This is a genomic window from Pseudomonas sp. NPDC087336 (genome assembly GCF_044744285.1).
Lineage (GTDB): Bacteria > Pseudomonadota > Gammaproteobacteria > Pseudomonadales > Pseudomonadaceae > Aquipseudomonas.
On record NZ_JBIUYA010000028.1, the window covers coordinates 1 to 15,670 of the forward strand.

A 15,670-nucleotide genomic window follows, 5' to 3' on the forward strand; every position below is an offset into this window, starting at 1 on the left:
CCAATCTTCCAGACGGTGGATTTTGCCGCCGTCTTCTTCGATCAGCTTGGTGTAACGCTCAACCATGCCGCCGACTTGCTCGCTTTGATCCGGGTGGACCAAAAAGATGATTTCGTAATGACGCATGAATGCTCCTTACGGGTTGTAGCCTGCCGCTCAAAAGCGGTCAGACAAGGAGTGAATGACACTTATGGACTCGCGGACGCTAGACACGTTGGTGCCTGCCATCACAGCAAGGGGCGCAATTGTAGAGAAGGGGCGTGGGAGGCGCAAGGGAATTGGTGATTATTTGAACAACCCTCAATTCATGCCACACCACAGAACACTGTAGGAGCGGGCTTGCCCGCGAAAGCGGCATTCAATCCAGCATCGTTGCTGAATGTTGCTCCGCTTTCGCTGGCAAGCCAGCTCCTACAACGGATGTGCGTTCAGCTCAGGATTTTTTGGCGGCAGCCTTGGCTTTCACACTACGCTGACGCTGGGCCTCGAACAGGCACACACCCGTTGCCACGGACACGTTGAGGCTGCTGACGCTACCGGCCATCGGCAGGTTAACCAAGTAGTCGCAATGTTCACGCGTCAGGCGACGCATGCCTTTGCCTTCGGCACCCATGATCAGGATGGTCGGGCCGGTCAGGTCCTGGTCATAAAGACTGACCTCGGCCTCCCCTGCCGTGCCCACGACCCACAGGCCACGCTGCTGGAGTTTTTCCAGGGTACGCGCCAGGTTGGTCACCGCCACCAGCGGAATCACTTCCGCCGCTCCGCAGGCAACCTTTCGCACTACCGGCGTCAGGGTCGCGGACTTGTCTTTCGGCACGATCACCGCCAGCGCACCCGCCGCATCGGCAGAACGCAGGCAGGCACCGAGGTTGTGCGGATCGGTCACACCGTCGAGCACCAGCAGCAACGGTGCGCCCTCGGTGCGATCGAGCAGCTCATCGAGCATCGCCTCACCCCATACCTGGCTCGGACTGACGTCGGCGACCACACCCTGGTGAACGCCCTCAACCCAGGCGTCCATCTCGCGACGCTCGGCTTGACCGACCTGGACACGGTTTTCGTTGGCCAACTCGATCAACGTCTGCACCCGCGGATCGCCGCGGCCTTCGGCCAGCCAGATCTGCTTCACGCGTTTCGGGTGATGACGCAACAACGCTTCTACAGCGTGTACGCCATAGATCTTTTCCAACTGACTCATGACTTGGCCTTAGGTTTACGCGCCCCGCCAGTCTTGGCTGGAGCCGAGCCCGCTTTTGGCGGGCCTTTGCGATGTTTGCTCGGTTTGGCTGGTTTGCCGCCGACAGCCTTCTCAGGCGCCGACCGACTGGTCTTTCCCCCAGACGCCGCTTTACCGCCGCTTTTCGCACCGGCGAGCAACGCCTGTTTCATTTCACGGCTCTTGCGTACTTCGGCGTTTTTCGCCGCTGCATCGCTTGGGCGATAGGCTTCGACAGCCTTCTCCTTGGCAGGACGACGACCGGTTTTCGCCGGGGCCGGTTCTGCGACTGTTTTTGTAGAGAGGGGCGCAGGTGCTGCCGTTTCCGTGCCACGCTTTTTGCGGCCAATCGGCGCGCTGATGGTTTTTTCGGCCATCTCGAAGTCGATCTTGCGCTCGTCGAGGTCGACGCGCATGACCCGCACTTCAACCGTGTCGCCAAGGCGGAAGCTACGACCGGTACGCTCACCGGCCAGGCGGTGGTGCACAGGATCGAAGTGGTAGTAATCGCCCGGTAGCGCGGTGACGTGCACCAGGCCTTCGACGTAGATGTCGGTCAGCTCGACGAACAGGCCAAAACCGGTCACTGCAGTGATCACACCCGGGAACGACTCGCCCACGCGATCTTTCATGAACTCGCACTTGAGCCAGTTCACCACGTCGCGGGTCGCCTCGTCGGCACGGCGCTCACTCATCGAGCACTGCTCACCGAGTTGCTCCAGGGCCGCCTCGTCGTACGGATAGATGCGCGCCTTCGGAATGGTCATCGCACCGGCACGGCGAACGTGCGGGGTATCTTGCTTGGAATGGATCACGCTGCGGATCGCCCGGTGCGTGAGCAAGTCCGGGTAGCGGCGGATCGGCGAGGTGAAGTGGGTGTAAGCCTCGTAATTCAGGCCGAAGTGGCCGTGGTTATCGGCGCTGTACACGGCCTGGCTCAACGAACGCAGCATCACGGTCTGGATCAGGTGGAAATCCGGACGATCCTTGATGCCGGCCAGCAACGCCTGGTAATCCTTCGGCGACGGGCCGTCCTTGCCTTTGTGCAGGGACAGGCCGAGCTCGCCGAGGAACGCGCGCAGTTTTTCCAGGCGCTCCGGTGGCGGGCCATCGTGAACGCGATACAACGCAGGAATCTCGTGCTTCTTGAGGAATTCGGCGGTGGCCACGTTGGCCGCCAGCATGCATTCCTCGATCAGCTTGTGCGCGTCGTTGCGGATGGTCGGACGGATCTCCGCGATCTTGCGCTCGGAGCCGAAGATGATCCGGGTTTCCTGTGTTTCGAAATCGATCGCGCCGCGCACGTGACGGGCGGCCAGCAACACCTTGTACAGCGAATACAGCTGCTTGAGGTGCGGCACGACGTCGGTATATTCGCCACGCAGCTTGCGCGCTTCGGTGGCTTTCGGCGTTTCCAGCATCGCGCTGACCTTGTTGTAGGTCAGGCGGGCGTGGGAGTGGATCACTGCTTCGTAGAAGCAGTAGTCGGTCATTTCGCCGGATTTGGAGATGGTCATCTCGCAAACCATGGCCAGGCGATCGACCTGCGGGTTCAACGAGCACAAGCCGTTGGACAGCTGCTCAGGCAGCATCGGGATCACGCGCTCGGGGAAGTACACCGAGTTGCCGCGCACCTGGGCCTCGGCGTCCAGCGCCGAACCGAGCTTCACGTAGCTGGAAACGTCGGCAATCGCCACGTACAACTTCCAGCCACCGGAGAACAGGCGCAACTTGCCCGGACGCGCTTCGCAATAGACCGCGTCATCGAAGTCGCGGGCATCTTCGCCGTCGATGGTGACGAACGGCAGATGGCGCAGGTCGATGCGCTTCTCTTTGTCTTTCTCTTCGACTTCCGGCTTGAGCTTGCCGGCTTCCTTGAGCACGGCCTCAGGCCAGACGTGAGGAATGTCGTAGGTACGCAGGGCAACGTCGATCTCCATGCCCGGCGCCATGTAGTTGCCCACGACTTCGACCACATCGCCTTGCGGCTGGAAGCGTGGTGTCGGCCAGTGAGTGATCTTTACTTCGACGAACTGACCGATCTGCGCGTTCGCGTTACGGCCTGGTGTCACCAGCACTTCCTGCTGGATCTTCGGGTTATCGGCGACGACAAAACCGATACCGCCCTCTTCGAAGTAGCGGCCGACGATAGTCTCGTGAGCACGGGACACCACTTCGACGATCATGCCTTCACGGCGACCGCGACGATCCAGTCCGGAAACACGCGCCAGTGCACGGTCGCCGTCAAACACCAGGCGCATTTGCGCCGGGCTCATGAACAGGTCGTCACTGCCGTCGTCCGGCACCAGGAAACCGAAGCCGTCACGGTGACCGCTGATGCGGCCCAGGATCAGGTCGAGCTTGTCCACCGGCGCATAAGTGCCGCGGCGAGTGTAAATCAGCTGTGCATCGCGCTCCATGGCGCGCAGGCGGCGGCGCAGGGCTTCGATCTGGTCCTCTGTGGTCAGACCAAACTCTTCGACCAGTTGCTCGCGGTTAGCAGGCGAACCCCGATCAGCAAGGTGCTGAAGGATCAGTTCGCGGCTAGGAATGGGGTTTTCATATTTTTCCGCTTCACGAGCGGCCTCGGGATCGAGGGACTGCCAATCGGCCATTAGAGAGTTTTCACCTTGTCTATATGCGGGTTAGTTTGGCATAGGCGTAATGAAACGGGAAATTTCAGGCTAAGACGCCTCATCTAAAGCTCTTTATCGACACCAGGAGACTGACTTGAAGACCGCTGGTGAAATTTTTCAGGTTTTTTCGGTGTCGGGGGTTTACAGTTAAAAAGACGCTCCGTATAGTGCGCGCCATCGACGACGGACAACGTTGCCGATACTGCCCAGATGGTGAAATTGGTAGACACGCCAGCTTCAGGTGCTGGTGACCGCAAGGTCGTGGAAGTTCGAGTCTTCTTCTGGGCACCAATTTCGAGCTTGAGATTAGTTCAATTTCAAGACTCACACAAAAACCCGCGAAAGCGGGTTTTTGCATTTCCGGGGTTATGATTTGCATTTCTGAGGTTCTGATTTATTAATTTCAAATCAGGGGTTTACAGATCTAATCGCTCTCCGTATAGTGCGCCACATCAACAGCGGCAACGCTAGCGATGAATGCCCAGATGGTGAAATTGGTAGACACGCCAGCTTCAGGTGCTGGTGACCGCAAGGTCGTGGAAGTTCGAGTCTTCTTCTGGGCACCAATTCAAATTCAAGGTTACGGCCTTGAATTTCACAGAAACCCGCGAAAGCGGGTTTTTGCGTTTCTGGCGTTCGAAAAGCCATCTACAAGTCAATTGCGCCGCGCAGGGCGCATTTGAGAAACAATATCGTTTATCATTGTTGCAAGATTTTGCAATGCGACAGTGAGGAACCCTGCGAATGATGTTTCGAAATACCCTGCGCCGCGGCCTGACCGCCACCCTGCTCGGCCTGGCGCTCGCCACTCCCCCTTCCCAGGCTGCCGATCCAGTCTCCCTGACGCTCTACAACGGCCAACACAAGGAAGTCGGCGACGCAGTCGCCAAAGCCTTCGAAGCCAAGACCGGCATTCACGTCAATGTGCGCAAAGGCAGCAGCAACCAGCTCGCCAGCCAGGTCGTCGAAGAAGGCGATCGCTCTCCCGCCGACGTGATCTACACCGAAGAATCGCCGCCATTGAACAAACTCGGAGAGCAAGGCTTCCTGGCCAAGGCCGATGACACCACGCTGGCAGTCCTGCCCAAGGATTATGTCGCCGCGGACGGCACCTGGATTGGCGTCACCGCTCGGGTGCGCGTCGTCGCGTTTAACCCGAAACTGGTCGACGAAAAAGACCTGCCGAAATCGGTGATGGAATTCTCCGATCCAAAATGGCAGGGCAAGGTCGGCTTCGTTCCCACCAGCGGCGCGTTCCAGGAACAAGCCGTGGCGATCATCAAAGTGCATGGCATGGAGGCTGCGGAAGAATGGCTGACCGGCCTGCGCGCCTTCGGCAAGACCTACAGCAACAACATGGTTGCCCTCAAAGCCGTGGAAAACGGCGAAGTGGCGACGGTGCTGGTGAACAACTACTACTGGTTCGCCTTGCAACGTGAAAAGGGCCAGCTCGACTCGAAACTGCATTACTTCACCGATGGCGATGTCGGCGGCCTGATTACCGTATCGAGTGCGGCCGTGCTCAAGTCCAGCAAACATCCAAAAGAAGCCCAGCAGCTGCTCGCTTACATGGCCAGTGAAGAAGGCCAGCGCGTGATCACCCAGACCACCGCCGAATACCCGCTGCACAAAGGCATGCAATCGGATCGCGGCCTAAAGCCTTTCAGTGAACTGCAAGCGCCGAAAGTCACGCCCGCTGACCTCGGTAATGCCGAAGAAGCCCTGGAGCTGGAACGCGAGGTTGGCCTGAACTGATGAGCGCATCGTTATCAGCCTCCGCCACGCAGGGCCGGTACGTACCAGGGCGCAAGCGGCCTTCCATCTGGCTGGTTCTGCCGGTTCTACTGCTGGTTGTGCTCAGCTTGCTACCCCTGGCTTACGTCGGTCTGAAAGCCTGGCAAGCGGGCTGGGCTCAAGCGCTGCACTTGCTGTGGCGGCCTTATGTGTTTGGCCTGCTGCGCAATACCCTGGCGCTGATGATCGGCGTGACGCTGGCTTGCGGCGTGATTGGCCTGTCGCTGGCATGGCTGCTGGAACGCAGCAATCTGCCGGGGCGGCGCCTGTGGGGCGTGATTCTGTGCTTGCCGTTCGCCGTACCGGCGTTTGTCAGCAGCTTTACCTGGGTGTCGTTGAGCGCACATTTCGAAGGGCTCGGCGGGGCGATCCTGGTGATGAGCCTGTCCAAATACCCACTGATCTTTCTACCGGTGGCCGCCACCCTGCGCAATCTCGACCCCTCACTGGAAGAGTCTGCCCGCACACTGGGGCAGAATCGCTGGGGGGTGTTTTTCCGCGTGACCCTGCCGCTGCTCTGGCCTTCGCTGCTGGCTGGGTCGCTGCTGATTGCCCTGCACATGCTGGTGGAATTCGGCGCGCTGTCAATCATCGGCCTGCAAACCTTCACCACCGCGATCTACCAACAGTTCGAGCTGGAGTTCAGCAACGCCAACGCCGCGATGCTCTCGGCGGTATTGCTGGCGCTGTGCTTGATGTTGCTGTGGCTGGAACTGCGCGTTCGCGGCAAAGGCCGGCACGTACGCACAGGCCAGGGCGCGGCGCGACAGGCAGAACAGGTTCGCCTGGGGCCGTGGGTGTTTGCAGGACAGCTGTATTGCCTGTTGCTGGCGATCATTGGCAGCGGCATTCCGCTGGGGATGCTGGCGTACTGGCTGGCCGTGGGCTCGTCGGCCGCGTTCCCGATCGCCGCGATCAGCGAGGCACTGCTGTCCTCCCTGGCCCTGTCCCTGGGTGGCGCGGCGTTTTGCCTGGTGCTGGCGCTGCCGGTGGGGCTGCTGGTGGTGCGCTATAAAGGGCCGCTGGCAATCTGGGCCGAGCGCTTGCCGTACCTGCTGCACGCGCTGCCAGGGCTGGTGATCGCGCTGACCCTGGTGTATTTCGCCCTGCACTATGTGCCGGTGCTGTACCAAACTTCGACGCTGCTGCTGATTGCTTATGCGCTGCTGTTTCTGCCGTTGGCCCAGGCGCCGATTCGCACAGCGCTGAACAAGGCTGCGCCGCAACTGGAAGAGGCTGCACGCACGCTGGGAGCGTCTTCGTTCAGTGCCTTTTGCCGGATAACGCTGCCAATCATTTTCCCGGCGCTGGGAGCGGCGTTTGCGCTGGTGTTTCTGGATGCGATGAAGGAGCTGACGGCGACCTTGCTGTTGAGTCCTACCGGTCTCAACACCCTGGCCACCGAGGTGTGGGCGCATACTGCGAACGTGGAGTTTGCAGCGGCGGCGCCTTATGCGGCGTTGTTGATAGTGGTGTCGGGGTTGCCGGTTTATTTGCTTACGACCCGGATGTATTTGAGCCGCTGAGATTGCCATCGCGGGCAAGCCCGCTCCCACAGGTTCTGTTGCGAACACATAATCGCAGGCAACCTCAAACACTGTGGGAGCGAGCTTGCTCGCGATAGCGTCAGCCCAGACAATACATCAAGCCCTGAACTGCCCCAGGCTCGCCTTCAACTGCGCCGCCAGGCCATCGAGCACTTTGCCGCTAGCCGTGGTTTCCACCACCGCCTGGGCCGCCTTCTCGGCTTGCACATGAATGGTCTCGACCCGACCGCGCACCGCTTGGGCTCCCCGAGCCTGATGCTCAGCAGCCTGGGTCGCCAGGCCGATCGCCGTGTGCACCTGCTCGACCGAAGCCTGCACCGATTGCTGCAACCGCGCACTGTCACGTAGAACCAACAGACCTTCGCTGGCCTGACGCCCGGCCTGGCCGATTGCCGCCACGGCTTCCCGTGCGCCTTGCTGCAACGCCACGATATGCGCCTGGATATCGCCGGTGGAGCTCTGCGTCTTGCTTGCCAACGCGCGCACTTCATCCGCCACCACCGCAAAGCCGCGCCCGGTTTCGCCGGCGCGTGCCGCCTCAATAGCCGCATTTAGCGCCAGCAGGTTGGTTTGCTCGGCAATCCCATGAATCACCGTCAGTACTACCTCAATCTGCTCACTCTGCTGTGCCAGGCGCTCGATCACTTGCGCCCCGGTTTCAACCTGGCCAGCCAACGCTTCAATCAGGTTGCCGACTTTCGCCGAGGTCCGGGTGTTTTCGTCGGTGGCCTGACGAATATCCACCACCTGCTTCAAGGCCGCTTGCATGGCCTGGCTTTCAGACTGTGCCTCATCCGCCATTCGCGACAAGGCCCGCAGACTTTCAGCCACCTCATCACGCTGCATGCCTGCCGCCGCATCGGCCCCGGCATTGCGCAACGTCATGGCGCCGATTTCCACACCGGTACGCTGAGCAACATCACCCGCCTCGCGTACGATCGGCTGCAACTTGTCGACAAAGCGATTGACCGCCGAAGCCATGTCGCCGATCTCATCCTTGCTGCTGATCTGCACGCGCTTGGTCAGATCGCCCTCACCCGCCGCCAGGTCATCCATGGCGACAATCAACATCCTCAGGCGGTTGACGACTCGGCGCCCGAGCACGACTGCCAGCAACAGCAGGACACCAAAGCCCACCACCGCCAGGCTCACGCCAATACGCCAGCGCAGGGTAGTCGCGGCTTCCTGCACGGTAGCGGTGGTATTGGCTTTCATTTCAGCGGCCGTGGACTGGGCCGATTGCAGACGCGCCCCCATGGCTGCCGCGCTGTCGGCCGCCGCGCCTTTGAGGCTGTCACCCACCAGCTGGTCGCCACTGGCAATCAACGCCGAGAAGCGCTTGTCCAATGCCGCCAGGTCAGCCTCTACCGACGCAGTCGAGACGCCCATCAGGACCTTGCCGATTTCCACGCCATTGGGGTTGATCGAAGCCTCGATGTAGAAGACCGACGAATCGTTCTTCGCCGCATCCAGCACCTTGTCCAACGCGCGCTCGCCCTGGCCTTTTTCCAAAAGGGCCTTGTTGATCGGGTTTTCCCGGTTGAGGTAACGCGTCAGATGCTGGCCCGTGGCGTCGTCATACACCACGAACAGGACGTTGGGGTTGCGCTGGGCCCGACGGGCGAACTCGGACAAGGTCGGAACGTCGTTGTCCCACATGGCGCGAGGCGCCACCGACGCCAGAAGCTGCGCCATGTCGCTGGCGGAGTCCTTCAGGTCTTTTTCCAGGGTCGAACGCAACTGCGCCTGCTCGTCCTTCAGGCGCGCAGACAAGCCAGCCGTAAGGCGCTGACGCGTACTGGTAGACAGGCTGTCCAGGCTCGACGTGACTTCACGTCCCGCCTGCTCGAGCTCTGCGGAGAGTTTTTGACTGTCCGCCCCCAGGCGCTGAGCGAGATCGGCTTCCAGCGCCGTCACGGTGCTTCGGGTCAGCGCGACCGCCACCAGCACCTGCACCAAAAGGGCGATACCAAGGGTAACGAACACGGGCCGCAACAAACGGCTTTGTAACAATGAGAGAACGGCCGACACTTGAAATCCCTCTGCATAAGCGCCATTAAATTGATGGCACGCCCGAAAGTGACACGTTAGGCAAAGCTAATAGCAAAGGTCATGCCGTTCGGCAGGCATAAACGACAAAGGCCCCTATCAAGGGGCCTTTGTGTTTTACATCAACAGCTTATCAAGCGAACGGATGGCGCAGAACGATGGTCTCGTTGCGGTCCGGACCCGTCGAGATAATGTCGATCGGCGCACCGACCAACTCTTCGACGCGCTTGATGTAGTTACGCGCAGCCTGGGGCAGCTCTTCCAGAGTCTTGGCACCGAGGGTGGATTCTTTCCAGCCCGGCATCTCTTCGTACACTGGCTCCAGGCCAATGTAGCTGTCGGCATCGGTCGGTGCGTCGATCACTGCACCATCAGCGTTTTTGTAGCCAACGCAGATGTTGATGGTTTCCAGACCGTCCAGCACGTCCAGCTTGGTCAGGCACAGGCCCGAGATGCTGTTCACGTCGATTGCACGACGCAAGATGACGGCATCGAACCAGCCGCAACGACGGGCACGACCGGTGGTTGCACCGAACTCGTGGCCACGCTTGGCCAGGAACGCGCCTACGTCGTCGAACAGCTCAGTCGGGAACGGACCCGAACCCACGCGAGTGGTGTAGGCCTTGGTGATGCCCAGGATGTAGTCCAGGAACATCGGGCCGACACCCGAACCGGTGGCAATGCCGCCAGCGGTGGTGTTGGAGCTGGTGACGTACGGGTAGGTACCGTGGTCGATGTCCAGCAGGGAGCCCTGGGCGCCTTCGAACATGATGTCCTTGCCGGCACGGCGCAGCTGGTGCAGCTCGGCAGTGACGTCGAGCATCATCGGCTTGAGCAGCTCGGCGTATTCCATGCACTCGTCCAGGGTTTTCTGGAAGTCGATGGCCGGCTCTTTGTAGTAATTGACCAGTACGAAGTTGTGGTAGTCCAGCAACTCGCCCAGCTTGGCGGCGAAACGCTCGCGGTGGAACAGGTCACCGATGCGCAGGCCACGGCGTGCAACCTTATCTTCATAAGCCGGGCCGATGCCGCGACCGGTCGTACCGATCTTCAGCTCGCCACGGGCCTTTTCACGGGCCTGGTCCAGCGCAACGTGGTAGGACAGGATCAGCGGGCACGACGGGCTGATGCGCAGGCGCTCACGCACCGGTACGCCTTTCTCTTCCAGCTTGTTGATTTCCCGCAGCAGGGCGTCGGGTGCAACCACCACGCCGTTGCCGATCAGGCACTGCACGCCTTCGCGCAGTACGCCCGACGGGATCAGGTGCAAGACGGTTTTTTCACCGTCGATCACCAGGGTGTGGCCAGCGTTGTGGCCACCCTGGTAGCGCACTACGGCGGCAGCATGTTCGGTCAGCAGATCAACGATCTTGACTTTGCCCTCATCACCCCACTGGGTGCCCAGGACTACGACATTCTTACCCATAACACTTGTCCTCATTCGCGCAAACTTGGTGCCGGCGGCAGCCGGCAGGAAAACTCAAGAAGCCAGTGGCGATACTTGCCAAAGCCCGTTCTGCTGAATCAATTGCCGGTCGCAGTCCGCTTCACGGGCGGCGGCCAAAGGTTGTCCAGGCAAGGCTTGGACGACACGCTGACCCTCACTGCGCAACTGGCAAACCTGCTGCCAGAGTGCCGCATCCGTACTGTCAGGCATCCAGATACCGCCAGACGGTAGCTCGATCTCAGCACGCCCCAGGGTCACCAGGGTTTTCAAATCGGTAGAGAAGCCGGTTGCCGGACGGGCGCGACCGAAGTCGGCGCCGATGTCGTCGTAACGACCGCCCTGGGCAATGGACTGGCCAACACCCGGCACGAACACGGCGAACACCACGCCGGTGTGGTAGTGGTAACCGCGCAGCTCGCCGAGGTCGAAGTACAGCGGCAGCTCCGGGAAACGCACGGACAAACGCTCGGCGATTGCCAGCAGGTCATCCAATGCAGCCAGTACCGCAGCAGGGGCCTTGGCCAGACGCTCACGCGCAGCCGCCAACACTTCACGGCCGCCACACAGGTCGACCAACGCGCGCAGCATGCCCGACAGGTCAGCCGGCAAGCCTTCGGTCAAGGTAATGACCTCATCGATGGCTTTACGTTGCAATGCATCGAACAACTGTTGTTCGACTTCACCGGACAAACCGGCGGCGCGGGCCAGGCCGCGGTAGATACCGACATGCCCCAGGTCCATGTGCACATCCGGCACATCGGCCAGCTGCAGCATGGCGAGCATCAGGCTGATGACTTCCACGTCGCTGCTCGGGCTGGCATCGCCATACAACTCGGCACCCAACTGGATCGGGCTGCGCGAGGACGACAAGGCACGCGGCTGGGCATGCAGCACACTGCCGGCGTAGCACAGGCGGCTCGGGCCTTCGCGGCGCAGGGTATGCGCATCGATACGCGCCACCTGCGGCGTGATGTCGGCACGGAAACCCATCTGCCGGCCCGATTGCGGGTCGATGACCTTGAAGGTACGCAGATCCAGGTCCTGGCCGGCGCCGGTCAGCAGGGACTCCAGGTACTCGATATGGGGAGTCACGACAAACTCGTAACCCCAGCTCTGGAACAGATCCAACACCTGGCGACGCGCAACTTCAATACGCGCCGCTTCCGGTGGCAGTACTTCTTCGATGCCATCTGGCAGTAGCCAGCGGTCTACCGTTGCCATTACGCCTTCCCCTGTATCCGGGCGGCCAGCCTGCGGCCGAGCCTTGAGTGAAGCAGAAAATGATCAGCCCATGTTCATAAATCAGGCGCAGGAGCAACGAAGCGAAACGCCTATTACCGGCTTCGCCAATCACTTTCCTCGAAAAACCTGTCGAGCATTCAGCTCGGGCGCCTGCACAAAACAGCATTCAAACATGCAGACGCAAAAAAGCCGGGAATTTCCCGGCTGCCGCATCATACACACGTTTTCCCAAAGGATCACCCCGCCAGAGGTTTTAGCCGCCCGGCGGGAAGATTCAGGTCAACGCTGTATCAAGGCTTGGCTTTTTCCAGGTAATGGAAGAAGTCACTGCTTGGGTCCAGGACCATGACGTCGGATTTGTTCGCGAAGCTTTCACGGTAGGCACGCAGGCTACGGTAGAACGCGTAGAACTCCTGATCCTGACCGTAGGCCTTGGAGTAGATCGAAGCGGCCTGGGCGTCACCGTCACCGCGAATCTCTTCGGATTCACGATAGGCTTCAGCCAACAGCACACGACGTTGACGATCGGCGTCAGCACGGATGCCTTCAGCCAGCTCGTTACCCTTGGCGCGGTGCTCGCGAGCTTCACGCTCACGCTCGGTGCTCATACGCTCGAACACGCTGCGGTTCACTTCCTTCGGCAGGTCGATGGTCTTGACCCGAACATCGACAACCTCGATGCCCAGCTCCTTTTCAGCCATCTTGTTCAGCGAAGCGGTGATATCCGCCATCAGCGCATCACGCTCACCGGACACGACTTCGTGCAAGGTGCGCTTACCAAACTGGTCACGCAGGCCCGATTCGAGACGACGGGACAGACGCTCGTCGGCAATCTGCTTCAGACCGGAAGTCGCAGTGTAGAAACGCTCGGCGTCCTTCACCCGCCACTTGGCATAGGCATCGACCATCACGGCTTTCTTTTCCAGCGTCAGGAAGCGTTGCGTCGGTGCATCCAGCGTCATCAGGCGTGCGTCAAATTTACGCACCTGGTTAACGTAAGGCACTTTCACATGCAGACCTGGCTGAACATCGGTCTGGACCACGCGACCGAACTGCAGCAACACCGCACGCTCGGTCTGAGCCACGATGTAGAAGCAGTTCCAGGCTGCGATCGCCACGACGACGCCGACAATAAGGGCGATCAGCGATTTATTGCTCATCAGCGACTCTCCCTGGTACGTGCTTGCTGTTGCTGCAGATCAGCTGCCGCACGTGCATTCGCTTCATTGCTGGTGGCTGCCGCGCCGGTCACCTGAGTGCTGGTGCTGCGACCACTGTCGATCATTTTGTCCAGCGGCAAGTAGAGCAGGTTGTTCTGGCCATTCTTGTTGCCGGTCACGAGAACCTTGCTGGTGTTACTGAAGACTTCCTGCATGGTGTCCAGGTACAGACGCTGGCGGGTGACTTCAGGTGCCTTGCGGTACTCGGCAACCAGCTTGGTGAAGCGATCGGCCTCACCCTTGGCGCGCGAGACGGTTTCGTCACGGTAGCCATTGGCATCTTCAAGGATGCGCTGGGCCTGACCACGGGCTTCCGGCACGACGCCGTTGGCATAGGTTTCAGCCTGGTTGCGCGAACGCTGCTCGTCTTCACGGGCGCGGATCACGTCATCGAAGGCTTCCTGCACTTCACGCGGTGCCGCTGCGCTCTGTACGTTGACCTGGGTGACGGTGATACCGGTGCGATAGGTATCCATGAAGCGTTGCAGGCGCTCCTTGATTTCGCTGGCCATCAATTCACGACCTTCGGTCAACACCTGGTCCATTGCGGTGGAACCCACCACATGGCGCAGGGCGCTGTCGGTCGCGTGCTGCAGGCTGATTTCCGGCTGATCGACGCTCAGCACGAAGTCCTGCAGGTTGCTGATCTTGTACTGCACGGTCAGCGGCACTTCGACGATGTTCTCGTCTTCGGTCAGCATTTGACCCTGCTTGGTGTACGCCCGCTCACGCGTGACGTTTTCCATGTACTTCTTGTCGATCGGCGGGAAGTAGATATTCAGGCCTGGACCGACGGTTTCGTAGTACTTGCCGAAGCGCAGCACCACGGCTTGCTCCTGCTCGTCGACGACATAGACCGCGCTGTACAGCCATACGGCCGCCAACACGACCAGGCCGATGCCCAGCAGGCCGCCGAAGCCGCCGCTCTTGCCCGAACCACCACCATCATCCCCACGTTTCTTGCCACCACCGAACAACCCGTTCAGGCTTTCCTGCAGCTTTCGGAAGGCCTCGTCGAGATCTGGCGGTCCCTTGCGGTCGCCGTTATTGCGACGTTTGCCACCCCAAGGATCCTGATTATTCGAGTTGCCACCCGGCTCATTCCAAGCCATAGCGCTCTCCATCTGATAAAGCAAAGACGCACCCACGGCGCGCCGACCAATGCTACAGAATGCCTGTCACCACGGCACAACCGCTTTCTCAGGCTTTTATTGCAAAGTGTGTTGCTCGATGAATTCCACCGGTTGCAAACCTTCGCGGCTCACCAGCCGATTCAACTCGGCGCGTGGCAAACGAACGGCCAGCAAACTGATGCCTTCATCGTCATGTTCTTCCTTCTGTACCGCACCGAGTTCGAAGAACTGCGCACGCAGTCGAGCAAATCGGTTCGGCAAGCGCAAGGTGCCAACAAACAAATCATCCCCAAGCAGTTCGGCCACGGCCTGCCTGAGCAGGTCCAGACCTGTACCGTCCTTGGCCGACAACCAGACCCGTTGCGGCTTGCCATCGGCATCGCGCTGGATCTGCGGCTCTACCCCCTCGAGCAAATCGAGTTTGTTGTATACCTCCAGGATCGGCAAGTCCTGGGCCCCGATCTCTCCAAGCACGACCATGACCTGTTCAATCTGGGCCATGCGCTCGGGTTCATGGGAGTCGATCACATGCAGCAGCAGGTCGGAATTGCTCGACTCTTCGAGCGTAGCCCGAAATGCCTCGACCAGTTTGTGCGGCAGGTGACGGATGAAGCCCACGGTGTCGGCCAGCACGATCGGCCCGAGGTCATCAAGTTCGAGTCGACGCAGGGTCGGGTCGAGGGTGGCGAAGAGTTGGTCGGCGGCGAAAACTTCAGAATCGGTCACCGAGTTGAACAGTGTCGATTTGCCGGCGTTGGTGTAGCCCACCAGTGAAACCGTCGGTATGTCAGCCCGCTTGCGACCACGACGCGACTGCTCGCGCTGGCTGCGGACCTTTTCCAGGCGCCCCTTGATCTGCCGCAGGCGTACCCGCAACAGTCGCCGGTCGGTTTCCAGCTGGGTTTCACCCGGGCCGCGCAAGCCGATACCGCCCTTCTGCCGTTCAAGGTGAGTCCAGCCGCGAACCAGCCGCGTGCTCATGTACTCAAGCTGGGCCAGTTCAACCTGGAGCTTGCCTTCATGGGTTCGGGCGCGTTGGGCGAAGATATCGAGAATCAGGCCCGTGCGGTCGATCACGCGACACTCGAAAGCGCGTTCGAGGTTACGCTCCTGACTGGGCGTGAGGGTGTGATTGAAAATCACCAGATCTACCTGCTCGGCTTTGACCAGGTCGCGTAATTCTTCGACCTTGCCGCTGCCAATCAGGTATTTGGCGGATGGCCGATGACGCGGCACGTTGAAAAACGCGACGGTCTCGGCGCCAGCCGAAATTGCCAACTCCTGAAACTCCTGCGGATCTTCGCGCGCCTCAGGGTCCTGTCCATCCAAGTGAACGAGAATGGCCCGTTCACCACCACCGTGGCGCTCAAAGAACAAAGGAGA

At 60.3% G+C, this 15,670-nt stretch carries 11 protein-coding genes and 2 tRNA genes; 4 read left to right on the plus strand and 9 right to left on the minus strand.

Going from position 1 to position 15,670, the window contains the following annotated elements:
* From rpsF to rnr, 3 genes are all read right to left on the minus strand, one after another.
* Positions 1 to 126, minus strand: a 126-nt coding sequence (gene rpsF, locus ACIO0C_RS23940) for a 30S ribosomal protein S6 (RefSeq protein ID WP_401250169.1), incomplete at its 3' end; no start/stop codon positions are given.
* A gap of 307 nt (positions 127 to 433) precedes the next feature.
* Entirely contained in the window at positions 434 to 1,201 is a 768-nt protein-coding gene (rlmB, locus tag ACIO0C_RS23945) for a 23S rRNA (guanosine(2251)-2'-O)-methyltransferase RlmB (RefSeq protein ID WP_401315698.1), read from the minus strand.
* Complete coding sequence (rnr, locus tag ACIO0C_RS23950) at positions 1,198 to 3,834, minus strand: ribonuclease R (protein ID WP_401315700.1); 2,637 nt, start codon at positions 3,832 to 3,834, stop codon at positions 1,198 to 1,200. Before rnr ends, rlmB begins: the two co-directional genes overlap by 4 nt.
* A gap of 225 nt (positions 3,835 to 4,059) precedes the next feature.
* On the opposite strand from rnr, the gene ACIO0C_RS23955 reads away from it, so the two are divergent.
* The 4 genes from ACIO0C_RS23955 to ACIO0C_RS23970 all read left to right on the plus strand — a co-directional run bounded on the left by ACIO0C_RS23955 (position 4,060) and on the right by ACIO0C_RS23970 (position 7,175).
* Positions 4,060 to 4,146: transfer RNA gene (locus tag ACIO0C_RS23955), tRNA-Leu, on the plus strand.
* Positions 4,147 to 4,334: 188 nt separating this feature from the next.
* Positions 4,335 to 4,421, plus strand: a tRNA-Leu gene (locus ACIO0C_RS23960).
* Positions 4,422 to 4,599: 178 nt separating this feature from the next.
* Complete coding sequence (locus tag ACIO0C_RS23965; RefSeq protein ID WP_401315702.1) at positions 4,600 to 5,610, plus strand: extracellular solute-binding protein; 1,011 nt, start codon at positions 4,600 to 4,602, stop codon at positions 5,608 to 5,610.
* Positions 5,610 to 7,175, plus strand: coding sequence for an ABC transporter permease (locus ACIO0C_RS23970; protein ID WP_401315704.1), 1,566 nt, complete (start codon positions 5,610 to 5,612; stop codon positions 7,173 to 7,175). Before ACIO0C_RS23965 ends, ACIO0C_RS23970 begins: the two co-directional genes overlap by 1 nt.
* A 117-nt stretch (positions 7,176 to 7,292) precedes the next feature.
* Here ACIO0C_RS23970 and ACIO0C_RS23975 read toward each other — a convergent pair whose 3' ends face one another.
* The 6 genes from ACIO0C_RS23975 to hflX form a co-directional block, all read right to left on the minus strand.
* Positions 7,293 to 9,227 carry a methyl-accepting chemotaxis protein gene (locus ACIO0C_RS23975; RefSeq protein ID WP_401315706.1) on the minus strand — a complete coding sequence of 645 codons (1,935 nt, stop codon included), beginning with the start codon at positions 9,225 to 9,227 and terminating at the stop codon, positions 7,293 to 7,295.
* A 151-nt stretch (positions 9,228 to 9,378) separates the two neighbouring features.
* Positions 9,379 to 10,671, minus strand: coding sequence for an adenylosuccinate synthase (locus ACIO0C_RS23980; RefSeq protein WP_401315708.1), 1,293 nt, complete (start codon positions 10,669 to 10,671; stop codon positions 9,379 to 9,381).
* Positions 10,672 to 10,725: 54 nt separating this feature from the next.
* Complete coding sequence (locus ACIO0C_RS23985; protein WP_008064107.1) at positions 10,726 to 11,913, minus strand: ATP phosphoribosyltransferase regulatory subunit; 1,188 nt, start codon at positions 11,911 to 11,913, stop codon at positions 10,726 to 10,728.
* A gap of 311 nt (positions 11,914 to 12,224) precedes the next feature.
* Positions 12,225 to 13,094, minus strand: coding sequence for a protease modulator HflC (gene hflC, locus ACIO0C_RS23990; RefSeq protein WP_008064109.1), 870 nt, complete (start codon positions 13,092 to 13,094; stop codon positions 12,225 to 12,227).
* Positions 13,094 to 14,266 carry an FtsH protease activity modulator HflK gene (hflK, locus tag ACIO0C_RS23995; protein ID WP_401315711.1) on the minus strand — a complete coding sequence of 391 codons (1,173 nt, stop codon included), beginning with the start codon at positions 14,264 to 14,266 and terminating at the stop codon, positions 13,094 to 13,096. Before hflK ends, hflC begins: the two co-directional genes overlap by 1 nt.
* 96 nt (positions 14,267 to 14,362) lie before the next feature.
* Entirely contained in the window at positions 14,363 to 15,664 is a 1,302-nt protein-coding gene (hflX, locus tag ACIO0C_RS24000; RefSeq protein WP_008064113.1) for a ribosome rescue GTPase HflX, read from the minus strand.
* Between the last annotated feature and the right edge of the window lie 6 nt (positions 15,665 to 15,670).

Bases quoted from the DNA above. Each gene is read 5' to 3' on its own strand.
- rlmB (WP_401315698.1), bottom strand. From the start codon at position 1,201: ATGAGTCAGTTGGAAAAGATCTATGGCGTACACGCTGTAGAAGCGTTG.
- rnr (WP_401315700.1), bottom strand. From the start codon at position 3,834: ATGGCCGATTGGCAGTCCCTCGATCCCGAGGCCGCTCGTGAAGCGGAA.
- ACIO0C_RS23965 (WP_401315702.1), top strand. From the start codon at position 4,600: ATGATGTTTCGAAATACCCTGCGCCGCGGCCTGACCGCCACCCTGCTC.
- ACIO0C_RS23970 (WP_401315704.1), top strand. From the start codon at position 5,610: ATGAGCGCATCGTTATCAGCCTCCGCCACGCAGGGCCGGTACGTACCA.
- ACIO0C_RS23980 (WP_401315708.1), bottom strand. From the start codon at position 10,671: ATGGGTAAGAATGTCGTAGTCCTGGGCACCCAGTGGGGTGATGAGGGC.
- ACIO0C_RS23985 (WP_008064107.1), bottom strand. From the start codon at position 11,913: ATGGCAACGGTAGACCGCTGGCTACTGCCAGATGGCATCGAAGAAGTA.
- hflC (WP_008064109.1), bottom strand. From the start codon at position 13,094: ATGAGCAATAAATCGCTGATCGCCCTTATTGTCGGCGTCGTCGTGGCG.
- hflK (WP_401315711.1), bottom strand. From the start codon at position 14,266: ATGGCTTGGAATGAGCCGGGTGGCAACTCGAATAATCAGGATCCTTGG.